Source organism: Trabulsiella odontotermitis (assembly GCF_030053895.1).
In the GTDB taxonomy this organism is placed as follows: Bacteria; Pseudomonadota; Gammaproteobacteria; order Enterobacterales; family Enterobacteriaceae; genus Trabulsiella; species Trabulsiella odontotermitis_C.
On the sequence record NZ_CP125781.1, the window covers coordinates 3,384,700 to 3,403,778 of the forward strand.

18 protein-coding genes are annotated in these 19,079 nt (G+C 57.1%); 12 read left to right on the top strand and 6 right to left on the bottom strand.

Going from position 1 to position 19,079, the window contains the following annotated elements; all coding sequences use genetic code 11:
* Positions 1–76: 76 nt before the first annotated feature.
* The 3 genes from purE to mnmH all read left to right on the top strand — a co-directional run bounded on the left by purE (position 77) and on the right by mnmH (position 2,842).
* Positions 77–586: a 5-(carboxyamino)imidazole ribonucleotide mutase gene (gene purE / locus QMG90_RS16020; RefSeq protein WP_283280619.1), complete on the top strand. Its 510-nt coding sequence runs from the start codon at positions 77–79 to the stop codon at positions 584–586.
* Positions 583–1,650 (top strand): 5-(carboxyamino)imidazole ribonucleotide synthase, encoded by a 1,068-nt coding sequence (purK, locus tag QMG90_RS16025; RefSeq protein WP_283280621.1) that lies wholly within the window; start codon positions 583–585, stop codon positions 1,648–1,650. Before purE ends, purK begins: the two co-directional genes overlap by 4 nt.
* Positions 1,651–1,759: 109 nt before the next feature.
* Positions 1,760–2,842: a tRNA 2-selenouridine(34) synthase MnmH gene (mnmH, locus tag QMG90_RS16030; RefSeq protein WP_283280622.1), complete on the top strand. Its 1,083-nt coding sequence runs from the start codon at positions 1,760–1,762 to the stop codon at positions 2,840–2,842.
* 40 nt (positions 2,843–2,882) lie between these two features.
* On the opposite strand, the gene ybbP is transcribed toward mnmH, so the two are convergent.
* Complete coding sequence (gene ybbP / locus QMG90_RS16035) at positions 2,883–5,297, bottom strand: putative ABC transporter permease subunit YbbP (protein WP_283280623.1); 2,415 nt, start codon at positions 5,295–5,297, stop codon at positions 2,883–2,885.
* Entirely contained in the window at positions 5,294–5,980 is a 687-nt protein-coding gene (gene ybbA, locus QMG90_RS16040; protein WP_283280625.1) for a putative ABC transporter ATP-binding protein YbbA, read from the bottom strand. Before ybbA ends, ybbP begins: the two co-directional genes overlap by 4 nt.
* Here ybbA and tesA point away from each other — a divergent pair.
* The 3 genes from tesA to QMG90_RS16055 are packed head-to-tail and all read left to right on the top strand — an operon-like array spanning position 5,948 to position 8,285.
* The gene (gene tesA / locus QMG90_RS16045) at positions 5,948–6,574 is read left to right on the top strand and encodes a multifunctional acyl-CoA thioesterase I/protease I/lysophospholipase L1 (RefSeq protein ID WP_283280627.1); all 627 of its coding nucleotides are present in this window, start codon (positions 5,948–5,950) and stop codon (positions 6,572–6,574) included. The two genes, ybbA and tesA, sit on opposite strands and share 33 nt — an antisense overlap.
* 28 nt (positions 6,575–6,602) lie before the next feature.
* On the top strand, positions 6,603–7,373 hold the full coding sequence (locus QMG90_RS16050) for an SDR family oxidoreductase (RefSeq protein WP_283280628.1): 771 nt from the start codon (positions 6,603–6,605) through the stop codon (positions 7,371–7,373).
* Positions 7,374–7,430: 57 nt separating this feature from the next.
* The gene (locus tag QMG90_RS16055) at positions 7,431–8,285 is read left to right on the top strand and encodes a co-chaperone YbbN (protein WP_283280629.1); all 855 of its coding nucleotides are present in this window, start codon (positions 7,431–7,433) and stop codon (positions 8,283–8,285) included.
* 16 nt (positions 8,286–8,301) lie between these two features.
* Here the strand turns inward: QMG90_RS16055 and fetB are convergent, their stop codons facing one another.
* Entirely contained in the window at positions 8,302–9,081 is a 780-nt protein-coding gene (fetB, locus tag QMG90_RS16060; RefSeq protein WP_283280630.1) for an iron efflux ABC transporter permease subunit FetB, read from the bottom strand.
* Complete coding sequence (gene fetA / locus QMG90_RS16065; protein ID WP_283280632.1) at positions 9,068–9,748, bottom strand: iron efflux ABC transporter ATP-binding subunit FetA; 681 nt, start codon at positions 9,746–9,748, stop codon at positions 9,068–9,070. Before fetA ends, fetB begins: the two co-directional genes overlap by 14 nt.
* 149 nt (positions 9,749–9,897) lie before the next feature.
* Here fetA and QMG90_RS16070 point away from each other — a divergent pair, with 149 nt between their 5' ends.
* Together QMG90_RS16070 and QMG90_RS16075 are read left to right on the top strand one after the other, a co-directional pair.
* The gene (locus QMG90_RS16070; RefSeq protein ID WP_283280634.1) at positions 9,898–10,815 is read left to right on the top strand and encodes an SPFH domain-containing protein; all 918 of its coding nucleotides are present in this window, start codon (positions 9,898–9,900) and stop codon (positions 10,813–10,815) included.
* The gene (locus QMG90_RS16075; protein ID WP_283280635.1) at positions 10,812–11,273 is read left to right on the top strand and encodes an NfeD family protein; all 462 of its coding nucleotides are present in this window, start codon (positions 10,812–10,814) and stop codon (positions 11,271–11,273) included. Before QMG90_RS16070 ends, QMG90_RS16075 begins: the two co-directional genes overlap by 4 nt.
* Here the strand turns inward: QMG90_RS16075 and cueR are convergent, their stop codons facing one another.
* Positions 11,274–11,690, bottom strand: a complete 417-nt coding sequence (cueR, locus tag QMG90_RS16080; protein WP_283280637.1) for a Cu(I)-responsive transcriptional regulator — start codon at positions 11,688–11,690, stop codon at positions 11,274–11,276.
* A gap of 115 nt (positions 11,691–11,805) precedes the next feature.
* Between cueR and copA the strand changes: the two genes are divergently transcribed.
* The 3 genes from copA (at position 11,806) to ybaK (ending at position 15,870) form a co-directional block, all read left to right on the top strand.
* Positions 11,806–14,307 carry a copper-exporting P-type ATPase CopA gene (gene copA / locus QMG90_RS16085; RefSeq protein ID WP_283280639.1) on the top strand — a complete coding sequence of 834 codons (2,502 nt, stop codon included), beginning with the start codon at positions 11,806–11,808 and terminating at the stop codon, positions 14,305–14,307.
* An 89-nt stretch (positions 14,308–14,396) separates the two neighbouring features.
* Positions 14,397–15,191, top strand: a complete 795-nt coding sequence (locus tag QMG90_RS16090; protein ID WP_283280640.1) for a TraB/GumN family protein — start codon at positions 14,397–14,399, stop codon at positions 15,189–15,191.
* A gap of 199 nt (positions 15,192–15,390) precedes the next feature.
* Entirely contained in the window at positions 15,391–15,870 is a 480-nt protein-coding gene (gene ybaK / locus QMG90_RS16095) for a Cys-tRNA(Pro)/Cys-tRNA(Cys) deacylase YbaK (protein WP_283280642.1), read from the top strand.
* 83 nt (positions 15,871–15,953) lie between these two features.
* Here ybaK and ushA read toward each other — a convergent pair whose 3' ends face one another.
* Entirely contained in the window at positions 15,954–17,606 is a 1,653-nt protein-coding gene (ushA, locus tag QMG90_RS16100; protein WP_283280643.1) for a bifunctional UDP-sugar hydrolase/5'-nucleotidase UshA, read from the bottom strand.
* A gap of 165 nt (positions 17,607–17,771) precedes the next feature.
* On the opposite strand from ushA, the gene QMG90_RS16105 reads away from it, so the two are divergent.
* Positions 17,772–18,974, top strand: coding sequence for an MFS transporter (locus QMG90_RS16105; RefSeq protein WP_283280644.1), 1,203 nt, complete (start codon positions 17,772–17,774; stop codon positions 18,972–18,974).
* The last annotated feature ends 105 nt before the right edge of the window (positions 18,975–19,079 follow it).

Consider the following 19,079-nt stretch of genomic DNA (forward strand, 5'->3'; position numbering starts at 1 on the left):
TCCTTGCCGGTTTTCCGTGCTATTCTCTGTGCCCTCTGCAGCAGTGTGTATGACACCCACAGGAGTTTTAAGACGCATGTCTTCCCGCACTAATCCGGCACGTATCGCCATCGTTATGGGGTCCAAAAGCGACTGGGCAACCATGCAGTTCGCCAGCGAAATCCTCGACACCCTGAATGTTCCGTACCACACCGAAGTGGTTTCCGCTCACCGTACCCCGGACAAACTGTTCAGCTTTGCCGAAAGCGCGGAAGCGAATGGCTATCAGGTGATTATTGCGGGCGCAGGCGGCGCGGCGCATCTGCCGGGCATGATTGCCGCGAAAACCCTGGTGCCGGTGCTCGGTGTACCGGTGCAAAGCGCCGCGCTGAGCGGGGTGGACAGCCTCTACTCCATCGTCCAGATGCCGCGCGGGATCCCGGTGGGAACGCTGGCGATCGGTAAAGCGGGTGCGGCAAACGCGGCACTGCTGGCAGCACAAATTCTCGCCCAGCATGACGCGGCGTTGCACCAGCGTCTGAGCGACTGGCGCAAAGCACAAACGGATGACGTGCTGGATAACCCGGACCCGCGGGGTGCGGCATGAAGCAGGTATGCGTGCTCGGCAACGGCCAGCTTGGCCGGATGCTGCGCCAGGCAGGTGAACCGCTGGGGATTGCTGTCTGGCCGGTCGGCCTGGAAGCGGATCCCGAAGCGGTGCCGTTTCATCAGAGCGTGATCACCGCTGAAATCGAGCGCTGGCCGGAAACGGCGCTGACCCGCGAACTGGCGCGTCACCCGGCGTTCGTCAACCGCGACGTCTTCCCGATTATCGCCGACCGCCTGACGCAAAAATCGCTGTTCGATAAGCTCGACCTGCCCACCGCGCCGTGGCAGTTGCTGGCGAGTGCCAGTGAATGGCCGGGCGTATTTGCCCGTCTTGGTGAGCTGGCTATCGTTAAGCGCCGCACCGGGGGTTATGACGGTCGTGGTCAGTGGCGTCTTCGCGCTGGCGAAACCGACGAACTGCCGCAGGAATGCTACGGCGAATGTATTGTTGAGCAGGGCATTAAATTCTCCGGCGAGGTATCGCTGGTCGGTGCCCGCGCTCATGACGGCAGCACCGTATTCTACCCGCTGACGCACAATTTGCATCAGGACGGCATTTTACGCGTCAGCGTGGCCTTCCCGCAGGCCGATGCCCGCCAGCAGACGCAAGCGGAGAAAATGCTCACCGCGATCATGAACGAACTGAATTACGTCGGCGTGATGGCGATGGAGTGTTTTGTCACGCCATCTGGCTTGTTGATTAACGAACTGGCGCCACGGGTTCACAACAGCGGGCACTGGACGCAGAACGGCGCATCAATCAGCCAGTTTGAGCTGCATCTGCGCGGCGTGACCGATTTACCGCTGCCGCCGCCGGTGGTCAACAGCCCGTCGGTGATGATCAACCTGATCGGCACTGACCTGAATTACGACTGGCTGAAGCTGCCGCTGGTGCATCTGCACTGGTACGACAAAGACGTCCGTCCGGGCCGCAAAGTCGGACATCTCAATCTGAACGACACCGACACCGACAGGCTGCACGCCACACTCGAAGCGCTGACGCCGCTTCTGCCCGCCGAATACGCCAGCGGTATCGCGTGGGCGCAAGATCATCTGAAATAACCGCTTTCGCCGGGGAATTCCGCACTTCCCTCTTCCCCGGCACACCTCATGGCGCGTAAACTTCCCCGATGCCTTAACCGGCTTCAGATTTCCACAGAAGGATTTGCCCATGAACGATGGGACGGATTACTGCGCGATCCTTAGCGCGGATATCCCCATTATTGATGTTCGCGCCCCGGTTGAATTCAGCCAGGGCGCGATGCCTGCCGCCGTAAATCTTCCGCTGATGGATGACGACGAACGTGCCGCTGTCGGCACCTGCTACAAGCGTAACGGTTCGCAAGCCGCGCTGGCGCTCGGCCATCAGTTAGTCAGCGGCGAAAAACGCGCCTGCCGCCTCACCGCCTGGCGCGAGGCCTGCGCCCGTTACCCGCACGGCTACCTGAGCTGCGCCCGCGGCGGGCAGCGTTCGCACATTGTTCAGCAATGGCTGAAAGAAAACGGCATTGATTTTCCGCTGGTGATTGGTGGCTATAAAGCGCTGCGCCAGGCCGCCATTCAGGCGACGGAGTCGCTGGTGCAGCATCCGCTGGTGCTGGTCGGCGGCTGTACCGGCAACGGCAAAACGCAACTGGTGCGCGAAATAGCGCAGGGGATCGATCTCGAAGGGCTGGCGCACCATCGCGGGTCGTCATTTGGCCGTACGCTGCAGGCACAACTGCCGCAGGCCTCGTTCGAAAATCACCTGGCCGTGGCGCTGCTGAAAAACGCCCGGCAGAACGACAGCCTGCGCTGGGTGCTGGAAGATGAAGGCCATATGATTGGTGCCAACCATCTGCCGGAATGCCTGCGCGAGCGTATGGCGCAGTCGCCGATTGCGGTGGTGGAAGATCCGTTTGAAATTCGCCTCGAACGTCTGCGGGAAGAGTATTTCACCCGCATGCATCGCGATTTTATCGCCGCGATGGGCGAAGACGCGGGCTGGCAGGCGTACAGCGAGTATCTGCATCACGGGTTGTTCGCTATCCGCCGCCGTCTGGGGTTACAGCGTTTTGCACAGTTGACTGACCACCTCGATACCGCGCTACTGCAACAACAGCGGACAGGCTCAACCGAGGTGCATTTCAGTTGGCTGGTGCCGCTGCTGAATGAGTATTACGATCCAATGTATCGCTATCAACTGGAACGCAAAGCCGGGAACGTCGTTTTTCGCGGCAACTGGCAGAGCGTGAAGGCGTGGCTGAGAAAATAGTGTGAAAACAGGCGGGAAACCCCGCCTGTTTTTTCATCACTCAACCGCTGAACTGGCGGAACAGCGCTTTGCCTTTCAGCAGGCGGGTGCCGAGCCAGCCGCCGCACAGCGACAGCAGAATCGCCCCGCAGACAGGCAGCGTGACCCACAGCCGCCAGTCAGGCTCCCACGGAAAATCAAACACCTTCGTCTGCAATACCGCCAGTGCGGTTTCCGCGCCAATAGCAGCCACCAGCCCGGAGACCACACCCAGAAGAGCGAATTCCGCCCATAGCGTCAGCCGCAACAGCCGTTTGCCTGCGCCAAGCGTACGGTAGACCACCAGCTCCTGATGGCGCTGACGCATACCGACCTGCACCTGCGCCAGCAACAGCAAAATACCGCAGGCGGTGACCAGCACCACCATCACTTCCAGCGCCCGGCTCACCTGCCCCAGCACCTGCCCGACCTGCTGGAGGATCGCGCCGATATCCAGCAGACTGACGGTCGGGAACTGGCGATTCAGCTGAGTCAGCAGCGTATTGCCGTTATCCCAGCGGAAACTGGTCAGCCAGCTCTGCGGCTGTCCGTCCAGCGCGCCTGGCGGGAAAATAAAGAAGAAGTTAGGACGCAGGCTCTCCCAGTCAACTTTACGGATACTGGTGACTTTTGCCGTAAACTCCTGGGTATCGCCGGTAAACGTGACGCTATCGCCAGTTTTAATATTCAGCCGTTCGGCCAGCCCCTCTTCGATGGACACTTCTCCGGCTTTCGGCGGCCAGTTACCGTCGACGATCGGATTATGCTCCGGGCGCTGGCTCTGCCAGGTCAGATTCAGTTCGCGGTTAAGGGATTCATCACTGTTGCCTTCCGTCGGCTCGCCGTTAATTTGCGTCAGACGCGCGCGGACGATCGGGTAAAACGCTTCCGGCGTCACCTGATGCCCGGCAAGAAACGCTTTCACCGGTGCCACCTGCTCCGGCGCAATGTTAATCAGGAAGTAGTTCGGGCTTTCCGGCGGTAACTGCTGTTGCCAGCGATCCAGCAGATCGCCGCGCAACACCAATAACAGCGCCAGCAGCATGAACGACAGCGAGAAAGCCGCCAGCTGGCTGAGCGTGGCCCACGGCTGGCGCAGCAGACGGTTAACAGCGAGGCGCAGCGGCAGCGCTTTCAGCGTCAGTCGTTTAAGGACGTTGAGCAGGATCCAGCCCACCACACCGCACAGCAGCGCCAGCACCACCGCGCCAGCCAGCACCGACCACAGCAGCATGCTGCCGCCCATCAGCCACGCCAACAGCAGAATGACCACCACGGTGATCACCGGGATGTAATAGTGCAGCGGCCAGACCTGCGCGACGACGTCACCGCGCAGTACGCGCAGCGGCTGCGTCGCCAGCAGCAACCGGTAGGGACGCAGACCGACCAGCAGCGAAATCACCACCATCGCGCCGACCGCCCACAGCCACGGCCAGAAACTGGCGGGCGGCAGCGTGGCGGGCAACACCGGCTTTAGCAGGATCATCAAGATTTGCTCAAACAACAGCCCGATGACACCCCCGGTGACCACGGAAATCACCAGCAACAACAACCACTGGCCGATAATCAGCTTACGTAACTGTGACCGCCCGGCGCCCAGCGTTTTCAGGATAGCCACCAGATCGTAACGGCTGCGGCAATAGTGCCCCATCGCTACCGCCACGGCTGCCACCGCCAACAGTAGCGTCAGTAACGCGGAAAGCAGCAAAAATTGTTGCGAACGCTCCAGCGATTTCCCCAGCGCACCGTCGTCTTGCTCCAGCCCGTACCAGCGATGTTCCGGCTTGAGTTGCGGCAGCAGCCATTTCTCGTAACTTTCGAGCTGGTCCGGCGTACCGGCAAATTTATAGCGCCAGCTGACGCGGCTCCCGGGCTGAACTGCCCCGGTTTTCGCCACATCGGCCATGTTCATCATCAGCCGCGGCGCCATCTGGAAAGGATTAAATCCGCCGTCCGGCTCCTGCACTACCACCCCGGCGATCCGCAGGGTAGCATCGCCCACGTCAATATTGTCGCCGGGTTTGAGATCCAGCAACGCCATCAACCGTGGTGCCAGCAGCACCGTTCCGGCGGTCGGTTTCAGTCCTGGCGGATCGGTTTCCAGCTTGCCATACAGCGGATAGAGATCGTCCACCGCTTTGACGTTAGCTAACTGCGGCGTATCCCCCGCAAAAGTCATGGTGGTGAAGTTCAGTTGTTCGCCGACTTTCAGCCCCTCCTCGCGCGCTCTGGCGATCCACGCCTCAGGCACTTCGCGGGAGCTGCGCAACTGACGATCCCCGGCCATAAAATCACGGCTTTGCTGATTGAGCCCTTTTTCCATTCGATCGCTGATATTGCCCAGCGCCAGCACGCAGGCGACGGCCAGGCTTAGCGCCATCCAGACGATCAGCAGCGAGGGCGAGCGCCACTCGCGCCAGAACCAGCGTGCAATCATGCTTCCTCCTGCAACTGCCCGTCCACCAGCCGCAAACGTCGGTCGCAGCGCGCCGCCAGCGCCGGATCGTGGGTCACCAGCACCAGAGTCGTGCCATGCTCCTGATTGAGGCTGAACAGCAGATCGGCAATTTTATCGCCCGTCTGGCGATCGAGATTGCCGGTAGGTTCATCGGCAAACAGCAACGCCGGGCGACCGTTAAAGGCGCGGGCCAGCGCCACACGCTGCTGTTCGCCGCCGGACAACTGCGCCGGAAGGTGCGTGAGGCGTTTACCGAGCCCCAGTTGTTCCAGCAACGCGCTGGCCTGCTTGCGGCTCTGGTTGCTGTTCTCACCGCGCAGCAACGCCGGAAGCTCGACGTTCTCCAGTGCATTGAGGGTGGGAATTAACATAAATGACTGAAAAACAAAACCAACATGCTGTGCACGCAGTTTCGCCCGTGCCTCTTCATCCATGCTGGTGAGCGACTGGCCGAGCAGTTGAACATCACCGCCGCTGCCATCGTCCAGCCCGGCAAGGATCGCCAGCAGTGTCGATTTGCCCGAACCCGATTCGCCAATCAGCGCCAGGGTTTGCCCCCGTTTGACAACCAGGTCAACTCCGGTAAGGATGGAAAGCTGATGATCCCCCTGACCGACGGACTTCTTAAGATGATGGACTTCAAGTATATTTTCCGCTGGCATTTCCCTTTCCTGTTGCTGGTTCTGTTTGCCGTCCGCGCCGCAGCGGCGGACACGGTGTTAGTTCTGGGTGACAGCCTGAGCGCCGGTTATCGTATGGCGGCGAATGCTGCCTGGCCTGCGTTGCTCAATGACAAATGGCAGCCGCAGACGCGCGTGATCAATGCCAGCATTAGCGGCGATACTTCGCAGCAGGGGCTGGCGCGCCTGCCCGCATTACTGAAACAGCATCAGCCGGACTGGGTGCTGGTGGAGCTCGGCGGCAACGACGGCCTGCGCGGCTTCCAGCCGCAACAGACAGAGCAAACGCTGCGCACCATTTTACAGGATATCAAAGCGGCAAATGCCCGGCCCGTGCTGATGCAAATTCGTCTGCCCGCCAACTACGGGCGTCGGTATAATGAGGCGTTCAGCGCAATTTATCCAAAGCTTGCCGGTGAATTCAGCGTCCCTCTCCTGCCGTTCTTTATGGAAGAGGTCTATCTGAAACCGCAATGGATGCAGGATGATGGCATTCACCCCAATCGTGACGCCCAGCCGTTCATTGCTGACTGGATGGCGACACGTCTGGCTCCCTTAGTTAACCACGACTCCTGAGTCTCAGGGGTCGTCTCCAGGTAAAGATATGCAAAAAACGGTCTTAATTACAGGATGTTCCAGCGGTATTGGTCTCGAAAGCGCGCTTGAGCTTAAGCGCCAGGGGTTTCGGGTGCTGGCCGCCTGCCGTAAACCTGAGGATGTGGCGCGTATGCAGGGCAAGGGACTGACTGGTGTTCAGTTGGATCTCGACTCCCCCGAAAGTGTGGATCGCGCGGCAGATGAAGTGCTCACGCTCACCAACCATCGCCTGTACGGCATTTTTAATAACGCCGGTTATGGCGTTTATGGTTTGCTGACCACTATCAGCCGTACGCAGATGGAACAGCAGTTTTCTGCCAATTTTTTTGGCGCGCATCAGCTGACCATGCGCCTGTTACCTGCCATGGTGCCGTACGGCGAAGGCCGTATTGTGATGACCTCGTCGGTGATGGGGCTTATCTCTTCGCCGGGCCGAGGCGCGTATGCCGCCAGTAAATATGCGCTCGAAGCCTGGTCTGACGCGCTGCGCATGGAGCTGCGCCACTCCGGCATCAAAGTGAGCCTGATTGAGCCAGGCCCTATCCGCACACGCTTTTTTGAAAACGTCAGCCAGACTCAAGCCGACAAACCGGTGGAAAATCCGGGGATCGCTGCCCGTTTTACGCTTGGCCCGGAGGCAGTCGTTGAAAAAGTGCGCCATGCTTTTGTCAGCGACAAACCGAAAATCCGCTATCCTGTGACGCTGGTGACCCGGGTTGTCAGTCTGCTTAAACGCCTGTTGCCTGATCGCGCGATGGATAAAATTTTGCACGGCTGAGTTGAAGGCCGCGACCGCGCCCCCATGTCATTGGAAACTGACTAAAGAGAATGCCCCATGTCTGTACAGAATATTATCGATATCACTGAAGCTAACCTGCACCAGACGCTGGAACAGTCGATGACGACGCCAGTGCTGTTTTATTTCTGGTCCGCCCGCAGCCAGCACTGCGAGCAACTGACCCCGGTGCTCGAGAGCCTCGCGGCACAGTATAACGGGCAGTTTATTCTGGCGAAGGTCGATTGCGATGCGGAGCAAATGGTGGCCTCGCAGTTTGGCCTGCGCGCCATCCCGACGGTCTATCTGTTCCAGAATGGTCAGCCGGTTGATGGCTTCCAGGGCCCGCAGCCGGAAGAAGCTATTCGCGCCCTGCTCGACAAAGTACTGCCGCGTGAAGAAGAGTTAAAAGCGCAACAGGCGATGGCGCTGATGCAGGAAGGCAACTACGCCGACGCGCTGCCGCTACTGAAAGACGCCTGGCAGCTTTCCGGTCAGGAGAGTCAGATTGGCCTGCTGCTGGCAGAAACGCAGATTGCGCTAAACCGTTCGGAAGACGCTGAAGCGGTGCTGAAAACCATACCGTTGCAGGATCAGGACACCCGTTATCAGGGACTGGTAGCGCAAATTGAACTGCTGAAGCAGGCGGCAGATACACCGGAAATCCAGCAGTTGCAACAGCAGGTAGAGCAGAACCCGGATGACGCGGCGCTGGCCTCGAAGCTGGCGCTTCAGTTGCATCAGGTGGGGCGTAACGAAGAGGCGCTGGAATTGCTGTTCAGCCATCTGCGTAAAGATTTAGGCGCCGCGGACGGACAGGCGCGCAAAATGTTGCAGGAAATCCTTGCCGCGCTCGGCACCGGCGATGCACTGGCGTCGAAATACCGCCGCCAGCTTTACTCGCTGCTGTACTAAGTGCTCGTCTTTCCCTTCAGTGTTTCTTCAACACCGTCACCACCAGCTGGTGACGGTCGTTATAAAACTTACGATACGTCAGATAGCAGGCGATGATCGTCGACAGGCTGGCTGTCGACAGCAACATAAACGTCACCATAATCTGATACTTAATCGCTTTAACCGGATCGATCCCGGCAAATATTAACCCTGACATCATCCCCGGCAGGCTTACCAGCCCGACAGTTTTCGCCGAATCCACGGTCGGAATCAACGACGCGCGGATGCTGTCGCGAATGAGCTGAGCGGAAGCCATTTTCGGTGTCGCACCAAGGCTCAGCTTCTCCTGAATCTGCTGTTGCTCGCTGCTGAAACGCTGGCCGAGATTGTTGTAGCACAACCCTACCGCCACCATCGCGTTGCCGGCAATCATCCCGGAAATGGGGATCACCTGCATCGGGACAAATTCAATCGAACCGGAAAATACCAGCACCGCCAGCGTTAATCCGGCGCCGGTGGTAATCGCGATAAACGACGAAACAAAGGCTTTATCGATGTATTTACTGCGTTTCATCGCGTTATATGCCGCGTTAAAGCAAATAAACAACACCATTAATAACGTCAGCACTGCATGGTTAACGTTAAATATATATTTCAGGACATAGCCAACGATAATTAACTGCACCACCGCCCGGCAAATACTCCAGATGATGTCTTTTTCCAGCGCCAGTTTTTCGCGATAACTCACTATAATCGCAACGAAGACCAGGACCATCGATAATGCCAGCGATTCGTTAGTAATATTATGCCCGTTCACGGTTTGCCTCCGGCTCTTCTGCTCTGGCATGCGTCTGCAGGGTGATCACATCATCCGCATGGGCGATTTCGTCTTTATCATGCGTCACCCACAGCACGGCGATTTGCTTCTCCTGCACGTAGCGATGCACTATCTCATTGACGTTCTGTTTGTTGCGCTCATCCAGCGCGCTGGTGATCTCATCCAGCAACAGCACTTTTGGCAGGAACTGGAGATTACGGATCAGCGACACTCGTTGTTTTTCGCCACCCGACAATTCAGATATGGATTTCTCCAGCGTCTCGTGCGCTAAACCAAAGCGGGTCAGATCGGCAAGGAATGTTTTCGGATCGGGCGTCTGATTGCGGATTTGCCACGGAAAAATCAGGTTGTCGTAAACCGTGGCACCGAACAGCGTCGGCGTTTGCGCACAGTAAGACACCTGCTGCCGGTACGTTTCCGGCGACAGCGTGGTAATGTCTTTACCTTCAAACAGAATGGCGCCCTCTGTCGGGCTCAGCAGCGAGGCGATAATCTTCAGCAGTGTGCTTTTCCCACAGCCTGAAGGGCCGGTAATCAGCTTAAATTCGCCAGGCTCCAGCGTGAGATGAATATGACTGAGGATGGTGGTGTTGTCGGGGCGATACCCGACATCGTCTAATTGCAAAAGCGTCATAGTTTCCTTCATGTCGATTCCGGACTTTCTTCCTGTTTCTTTATTAGTGTACCGGGTTGCTTTATTACTAGCGAACTTACCGTAATAAACAGATATACTTATCAACGACGAGCGACAAATAAATCTCGTAACCACATGGACTGTACGACAGGAGGTTTTTAATGCTAATTGTTATCCCCATTTTAATTTTCGTTGCACTGGTGATCGTCGGTGCGGGTATCAAAATCGTCCCGCAGGGTTTCCAGTGGACTGTCGAACGCTTCGGCCGTTACACCAAAACATTGCTGCCGGGGTTAAACCTTGTCGTCCCGTTCATGGACCGTGTGGGTCGCAAGATCAACGTCATGGAGCAGGTGTTAGACATCCCCTCGCAGGAAGTCATCTCCAAAGATAACGCCAACGTCACCATTGACGCCGTCTGCTTTATTCAGGTGATTGATGCGCCGAAAGCGGCGTACGAAGTCAGCAACCTTGAGCTGGCGATCATCAACCTGACCATGACCAACATCCGTACCGTGCTGGGGTCGATGGAGCTCGATGAAATGCTCTCCCAGCGCGACAGCATTAACACCCGTCTGCTGCACATCGTTGACGAGGCGACCAATCCATGGGGCATCAAAGTCACGCGTATTGAAATCCGTGATGTCCGTCCGCCCGCTGAGCTTATCGCCTCCATGAACGCGCAGATGAAAGCCGAACGTACCAAACGTGCTTACATCCTTGAGGCCGAAGGGGTGCGTCAGGCGGAAATCCTCAAAGCCGAGGGTGAAAAGCAGTCGCAAATCCTTAAGGCCGAAGGTGACCGTCAGTCCGCCTTCCTGCAGGCAGAAGCGCGTGAACGTTCGGCGGAAGCCGAAGCCCGGGCCACCAAAATGGTGTCTGAGGCGATCGCCGCCGGGGACATCCAGGCCGTGAACTACTTCGTGGCTCAGAAATACACTGACGCGTTGCAGCAAATTGGTTCGGCGAATAACAGCAAAGTGGTGCTGATGCCGCTGGAGGCCAGCAGTCTGATGGGCTCTATCGCCGGGATCAGCGAACTTATCAGCGAAAGCACGGGGTCGCGGAAAAAATCATGATGGAACTGATTCTGGCCCATCCACACATCTTCTGGCTGAGCCTTGGGGGATTGTTGCTGGCGACAGAAATGCTCGGTGGTAATGGCTATTTGCTGTGGAGCGGCGTGGCGGCGGTCATCACCGGGCTGGTGACCTGGCTGCTGCCCATCAGTTGGGAATGGCAGGGCGTGCTGTTTGCCCTGCTGACGCTACTCGCCGCATGGCTGTGGTGGCGCTGGATGTCAAATCGCGTTAAGCGCCAGCGCCCGAGCGACAGCCATCTCAACCAGCGCGGTCAGCAATTAATCGGCAGCCGCTTTGTGCTGGAGAACACGCTGGTGAACGGTCGTGGCCATATGCGGGTTGGCGACAGCTCCTGGCCGGTGTCGGCAGAAGAGGATCTGACCGCCGGGACGAAAGTGGAAGTGATCGCCATCGAAGGTATCACCCTTCGCATCAGGCCTCTGCTGCCCCGCTAATCAGGCTTTTGCCTTTGCTTTGTGATGACAGCAGCCGGCGAGGTTATCAATAATCGGGCAGTCGGCGCTGTCATCGCCCGGGCAGGCATCCGCCAGTGCCAGCAGTTGTGCGCGCATCGCCTGCAATTCTTCAATATGCCGTTCAATATTCGCCACGCGTTGTAGCGTACGCGATTTCACATCCGCGCTGTGACGACCCGGATCGTTAAACAAATTCACTAGCTCGCCACACTCTTCAAGATTAAACCCCACCTGACGCGCCTGGCGCAGCAGGGTCAGTTCATCAAGATGTTTTTGCGAGTAACTGCGGTAACCATTTTCACTACGCAGCGGCGGTGTCACGATCCCTTTCTCTTCGTAAAAGCGAATCGCTTTGCTGGTCAACCCGGTTTTTTTCGCCACATCGCTAATATTCACATTTCCCCCTTGACCTTCCCCTTGATGGAAGGTTTACCCTTATTCACAGTGATATGAAAAAAGGTGGATCAGGCAGTCTCTGGTCTGATGATTATACCCTAAAAGGAGATCGATTATGTCTCAAACGATAAACCTGACGCTGGATGGTCTCAGCTGTGGTCACTGCGTTAAACGCGTGAAAGAGAGTCTCGAACAGCGTCCCGACGTTGAAAAGGCCGAGGTTTCCCTCGACCATGCAGAAGTCGTTGGCAGCGCCAGTGCTGACCAGTTGATCGACACCGTAAAACAAGCCGGATATGGGGCGGAGCTAAGCCACCCAAAGGCTGACCCGCTGGCGGAATCAAAAAACCCGTCGGAAGCACTGACAGCGGCAACTCCTGAGCTTCCGGCAGCGCAAGAGCCTGATGACAGCCAACAGTTGCTGATCAACGGCATGAGCTGCGCCAGTTGTGTTTCCCGCGTTCAGAATGCGCTACAGGCGGTTCCGGGGGTGACGCAGGCACGGGTAAACCTTGCGGAACGCTCTGCGCTGGTAATGGGCAGCGCGTCCGCAGCCGATTTAGTGCAGGCGGTGGAAAAAGCCGGCTACGGCGCAGAAGCGATTGAAGACGATCTTGAGCGCCGTGAACGCCAGCAGGAAACCGCTCTTGCGACCATGAAACGCTTCCGCTGGCAGGCCATTGTGGCGCTGCTGGTCGGTATCCCGGTGATGGGCTGGGGAATGATCGGCGACAATATGATGGTCACCGACGCCAACCGCTCGCTGTGGCTGATGATTGGGCTTATCACCCTCGCGGTAATGGTGTTCGCCGGGGGGCATTTCTACTCCAGCGCCTGGAAGAGCCTGAAAAACCGCACCGCGACCATGGACACGCTGGTCGCGCTCGGTACCGGGGTAGCATGGCTCTATTCGATGAGCGTCAACCTGTGGCCGCAGTGGTTCCCGATGGAAGCGCGGCACCTTTACTATGAAGCCAGCGCAATGATCATCGGTCTGATTAACCTGGGTCATATGCTGGAAGCCCGCGCCCGTCAGCGTTCGTCAAAAGCGCTGGAGAAACTGCTCGATCTCACCCCGCCCTCTGCGCGCGTCGTGACCGAAGACGGCGAAAAAACCGTACCGCTGGCTGACGTCCAGCCAGGCATGACGCTGCGCCTGACCACCGGTGATCGTGTGCCGGTTGACGGTGAAATCACCCAGGGCGAAGCCTGGTTCGATGAAGCGATGCTGACCGGCGAACCTGTTCCGCAGCAGAAAGGCGATGGCGAAAGTATTCATGCCGGGACGGTCGTCCAGGACGGTAGCGTATTGTTTCGCGCCAGCGCCGTAGGCAGCCACACCACGCTGTCCCGCATTATTCGTATGGTGCGGCAGGCCCAAAGCAGTAAACCGGAAATGGGTCAGATGGCCGACAGAATCTCTGCGGTATTCGTACCCGCCGTGGTCGCCATTGCGCTGTTCAGCGCCGCCATCTGGTATTTCTTCGGCCCTGCGCCGCAGATTGTCTATACGCTGGTGATCGCCACCACAGTGTTAATTATTGCCTGTCCGTGTGCGCTGGGGCTGGCAACGCCGATGTCGATCATTTCAGGCGTGGGGCGGGCGGCGGAATTTGGTGTGCTGGTGCGTGATGCCGATGCGCTGCAGCGCGCCAGCACGCTCGACACGCTGGTGTTTGATAAAACTGGCACCCTGACAGAAGGCAAACCGCAGATCGTGGCGGTGAAAACTGTCGCGCAGTTCGATGAACGTGAGGCGCTGCGTCTGGCGGCAGCGCTGGAACAGGGATCGAGCCACCCGCTGGCAAGAGCGATCCTCGAAAAAGCAGGCGACGCGACACTACCGCAGGTCAATGGCTTCCGCACCCTGCGTGGGCTGGGCGTTAGTGGCGAAGCCGAAGGGCACACGCTGCTGCTTGGCAACCAGGCGCTGCTCAACGAACAACAGGTGGATACGAAAGCACTGGATGACGAACTGGCCGCACAGGCCTCCCGTGGCGCCACGCCGGTACTGCTGGCGGTTGATGGTCAAGCCGCCGCGCTGTTCGCCATCCGCGATCCGCTGCGTGAAGACAGCGTAGCCGCACTTGAGCGCCTGCACCGCGAAGGCTATCGTCTGGTGATGCTCACCGGCGACAACCCGACCACGGCGAAGGCGATTGCGAAAGAAGCGGGTATCGATGAAGTGATCGCCGGCGTATTGCCGGACGGCAAAGCTGAGGCCATCAGGAAACTGCAGAGCCAGGGACGCCAGGTGGCGATGGTCGGCGATGGCATCAACGACGCCCCGGCGCTGGCACAGGCGGACGTCGGGATCGCAATGGGCGGCGGGAGCGATGTGGCTATCGAGACTGCAGCGATTACCCTGATGCGTCACAGCCTTGCAGGGGTTGCCGATGCGCTGGCGATTTCCAAAGCCACGCTGCGTAATATGAAACAAAACCTGCTTGGCGCGTTTATCTACAACTCGCTGGGCATTCCGATCGCCGCTGGGATCTTATGGCCGCTCACCGGCACGCTGCTGAACCCGGTTGTGGCAGGGGCCGCGATGGCGCTCTCCTCCATCACCGTGGTGAGCAACGCCAACCGGTTGCTGCGCTTTAAACCGAAAAACTAACCTGCCCCCCTCTCCCGCTCCGGGAGAGGGTTCCGTTTGCACCCGTCTTTGCAACGCGCTAGCATGGTCGCCTCAACCACGGAGTGCGTATGAGCCTGTTAACTCAACTAAAAACGCTGTGGAATCATCTGAAGGGAACGGCGTATTCATGGCCCGCCATTGACCTTTCACTTTCCGGCGATCGTCATTTCCACCTGGTCGGTAGCATCCATATGGGCACACGCGACATGTCGCCGCTCCCTCCCCGGCTGCTGAAGAAAATGCGCGAGGCGGATGCGCTGATCGTCGAAGCTGACATTTCAGGCCAGGAAACCCCGTTCAGCGATCTCCCCGTCTGCCCCCCACTTGAAGAACGCCTCAGCGCCGCACAGCGCGAGCAGTTAGCCGTGCTTGCCGAAGAGATGGGGCTTTCCGTTTCACTATTTGATCATCAACCGTTATGGCAAATTGCCATGATATTGCAGGCGACCCAGGCGCAAAAGCTGGGGCTGCGTCCGGATTACGGCATTGACTATCAATTGCTGCGGGACGCCAGAGCGCATGACATGACGATCATTGAACTCGAAGGCGCAAACAGCCAGATGGCATTGCTGAATCAGCTTCCGGATAACGGTCTGATGTTGCTGGAAGATACGCTCACCCACTGGCACACCAATGCGCGGTTGTTGCAGGTAATGATCGGCTGGTGGCTGGAGCAGGCACCCACTCAGGGAGCGGTCGAATTACCAAATACGTTTAGTGAATCGCTTTACGATATCCTGATGCATCAGCGTAATCTCGCCTGGCGCGACACGCTGCTGGCGCTTCCCGCCGGGCGTTATGTGGTGGCCGTTGGCGCGCTGCATTTGTATGGGGAAGGGAACCTGCCGACGCTGCTGAAATAAAAAAGTGGCCAATATTTCTATTGGCCCGTCAAAGAGGAATTTCATCATTATTATTATCCCGGGATTTGCACCCCGGATCTTTCGATTGTCGCTCAAACTCATCATCACTGCCAACACTATTGAGCAAGATAATGCTATTTTTTAGACAACCGTCAGGCGTAATCTTTACCGGTAACGTTATTGTTGAAGAAGGACTGTTATGACTCCCGCGGTTAAGTTACTCGAAAAAAACAAGATTCCTTTCCAGATACACACTTACGATCACGATCCGAATGAAACAAACTTTGGCGACGAAGTGGTACGCAAGCTCGGTCTGGATCCGGACAGGGTTTATAAGACGCTACTGGTAGCGGTAAATGGCGATATGAAGCATCTGGCGGTAGCCGTCACGCCAGTCGCCACGCAGCTCGATTTAAAGAAAGTGGCGAAAGCCCTGGGTGCGAAAAAAGTGGATATGGCTGATCCGCTGGTGGCGCAGCGCACCACCGGCTATCTGGTAGGCGGCATCAGTCCGCTGGGGCAGAAAAAACGCCTGCCGACGCTGATCGATGCGCCGTCGCAGACGTTTGAAACTATTTATGTGTCCGGCGGAAAGCGCGGGCTGGACATTGAACTGACGGCGAGCGATCTGGCAAAAATGCTGAGTGCACAATTTGCCGATATCGCCCGCCGCGATTAAAACCTTGCCCGGTGGCGCTGCGCTTACCGGGCCTACAAACGTAGGCCGGGTAAGGCGTAGCCGCCACCCGGCACTGTTCATGGTTATTGCCAGCTCACCTCGCCTTTCGGTTCGTAAGCATTCACATCCAGCGGAGAATTCTGCTGGATGTACTGTTTCAGCACCTCAGCATCAATAAAACCGGTGTTCACATAGCCAGGTTTACCGTCGATTTTCGGGTAGCCGTCACCGCCGCTGGCATTAAAACTCAGCGTCGCCATCCGGTATTTTTTGCTGGCATCGACCGGTTCGCCGTTGATTTTCAGATCATTAAGTTTGCCTGCTTTCGCCACAAAACTAACGTTGGCAAATTGCGGGTAAGCGCCTGAATCCGGCTTCATCTGAGCGACGGCTGTCAGGTATTCCGTGACTTCCTGCCCGCTCATGTCAGCGTAGACCAGCAGGTTGCCAAACGGCTGCACTTTCAGCACATCTTTGTAGCTAATATCACCCGCCTCAATGGAATCACGAATACCGCCGCCGCTCATGACAGCAAAATCTGCGTTGGTGCGCGCCATCTGCGCGGCCAGGATCAGGTGCCCCAGATTGGTCTGCACGAAACGCACTTTGCTGCGATCCCCTTCAAGATGACCGTTGACGTTGCCGATCTTCACGCCCAGTTGCGCTTTGCCTTTGTTCTGGAACGGTGACAGCAACGACAGCATTTGCGGGTTTTCCGGGATCTGCGGCGTATACAGTACGCGCTCGCTCTCGCCGTTGTCGTAGGTAATTTTCTTCTTCAGGTTGATCGGGATGAGCTGATAATGCACCAGTTTCATCTCTCCATTGCGGAATTCAAAATCCGCACGACCGACGTATTTACCCCATTCGTGGGCCTGAACAATCCAGATACCGTTTTGTTTGTCCGGCGCACAAGGGGTTCCCGGTACATAATCCACCTGCTTTTTATTTTCCGACGCCATACACACCGGATCCTGCGAGTGCCCGCCCACAATCATCGCCAGCGAACCGGCCGTCAGACTGCGTGCCAATTCCACGTCGCCCGGCGCGTTTGAACCGTGGTTGCCGTTATCGTAATGGCCCATGTGAGTGGTTGCGATCATGATATCCGGCTTTACCGTCTGCTGAAGCTCCTGAATGACCAGCTTCGCTTCCTCGGCGGGCTTACGAAATTCGATGTCGGTAAAAAACTCGGGATTGCCGATTTTCGCCGTGTCATCGGTCGTCAGGCCGATCACCGCGATATTCAGCCCCTGGCGCTTAAACAACGCCCAGGGTTTAAACAGCCGCTCGCCGGTGCTTTTCTGGTAAATATTGGCGGACAGAAACGGGAATTTCGACCACTTCTCCTGCTGGCGCAGCACCGTCAGCGGGTTATCAAACTCATGGTTACCGACAGCCATCGCGTCATAACCAATCAAATTCATGCCACGAAAATCCGGTTCTGCATCCTGCAAGTCGGATTCCGGCACGCCGGTATTGATGTCACCGCCTGACAGCACCAGCACGCTGCCGCCCTCAGTCGCCACCTCTTTGCGAATGCCATCCACCAGCGTTTTCTGCGCCGCCAGACCGTATTCGCCGTAATCGTTACGCCAGAAATGACCGTGGTGATCGTTGGTATGCAGAATGGTGATGTTATAGGTTTTATCCTGCTCGTACGCCTGCGCGGGTAACCCTGCCAGAGACCATGCCGCGACGAATGCCAGCGCCACACCCCGTTTATTCAATTTCATGTTTCTCTCCCTGACTCGATGACTTAGCAAAAACTACCGTGGCTGACGGCATTAAACAACACTGTTTTCAGAATTGAGACTTCCTTCAAGCGCCTGACACAGTTATCTTAGTCTGATAATTATTACATCCCTTAAACATCGCACACTCTGAATTAAGTGAAATCTATGGCAATCAGTGAAACCTCCTCTGCGCTGCCGAATAAAGCGCGGACTTCGTTTGGAATTCTGGGAGCGATCAGTCTCTCTCACCTGCTGAACGACATGATCCAGTCGTTGATCCTGGCAATTTATCCGCTGCTACAGTCAGAGTTTTCGCTGACGTTTGTGCAGATCGGCATGATCACCCTCACCTTCCAGCTTACGTCATCGCTGCTGCAGCCGGTGGTGGGTTATCTGACCGATAAACACCCGATGCCGTGGTCGCTGCCCATCGGCATGTGCTTTACGTTAAGCGGTCTGGTGCTGCTGGCGCTGGCTGGCAGCTTTGGTACCGTCGTGCTCGCCGCTGCGCTTGTCGGAACCGGATCGTCAGTATTCCATCCTGAATCCTCACGCGTGGCGCGCATGGCCTCCGGTGGCCGCCATGGTCTGGCGCAATCGCTGTTTCAGGTGGGCGGCAACTTTGGCAGCTCAATGGGGCCGTTGCTGGCTGCGGTGATCATCGCACCGTATGGCAAAGGCAACGTCGCCTGGTTCGTGCTGGCAGCGCTGCTGGCGATCGTCGTGCTGGCGCAAATCAGCCGCTGGTATGCCACGCAGCATCGCATTAATAAAGGAAAACCGAAGGCGCCGGTGCTCAATCCGCTGCCGCGTAATAAGGTGATTCTGGCAGTTTGCGTCCTGTTAATGCTGATTTTCTCGAAATACTTCTATATGGCGAGCATCAGTAGCTATTACACCTTTTATTTGATGCATAAGTTCGGCTTATCCGTGCAGAATGCGCAGTTTCATCTGTTCGCCTTCTTGTTTGCCGTTGCGGCGGGCACCGTGATTGGCGGGCCTGTGGGCGATAAAATCGGGCGCAAATATGTCATTTGGGGCTCTATCCTCGGCGTCGCGCCGTTTACCCTCGTTTTACCCTATGCCAGCCTTGAATGGACGGGTATTCTGACGGTGATCATTGGATTTATCCTTGCCTCCGCCTTTTCTGCCATTCTGGTCTATGCGCAGGAGCTGCTTCCGGGAAGAATCGGCATGGTTTCCGGGTTGTTCTTCGGTTTCGCCTTTGGCATGGGTGGCCTTGGCGCGGCAGTGTTAGGGCTGGTTGCTGACCACACCAGTATCGAGCTGGTTTATAAAATCTGTGCTTTCCTGCCGCTTCTTGGCATGTTGACCATATTCCTCCCTGATAACCGACAGAAACACTAATTTTCAGGTAGCCAAAGTCAAACTTTGGCTACCCTGATTTCCTTTGTTCATCAATCACTTCCTCATGAAGCCTCTTCTCCTTTTCCGATCCGTGCTTTTTCTGCG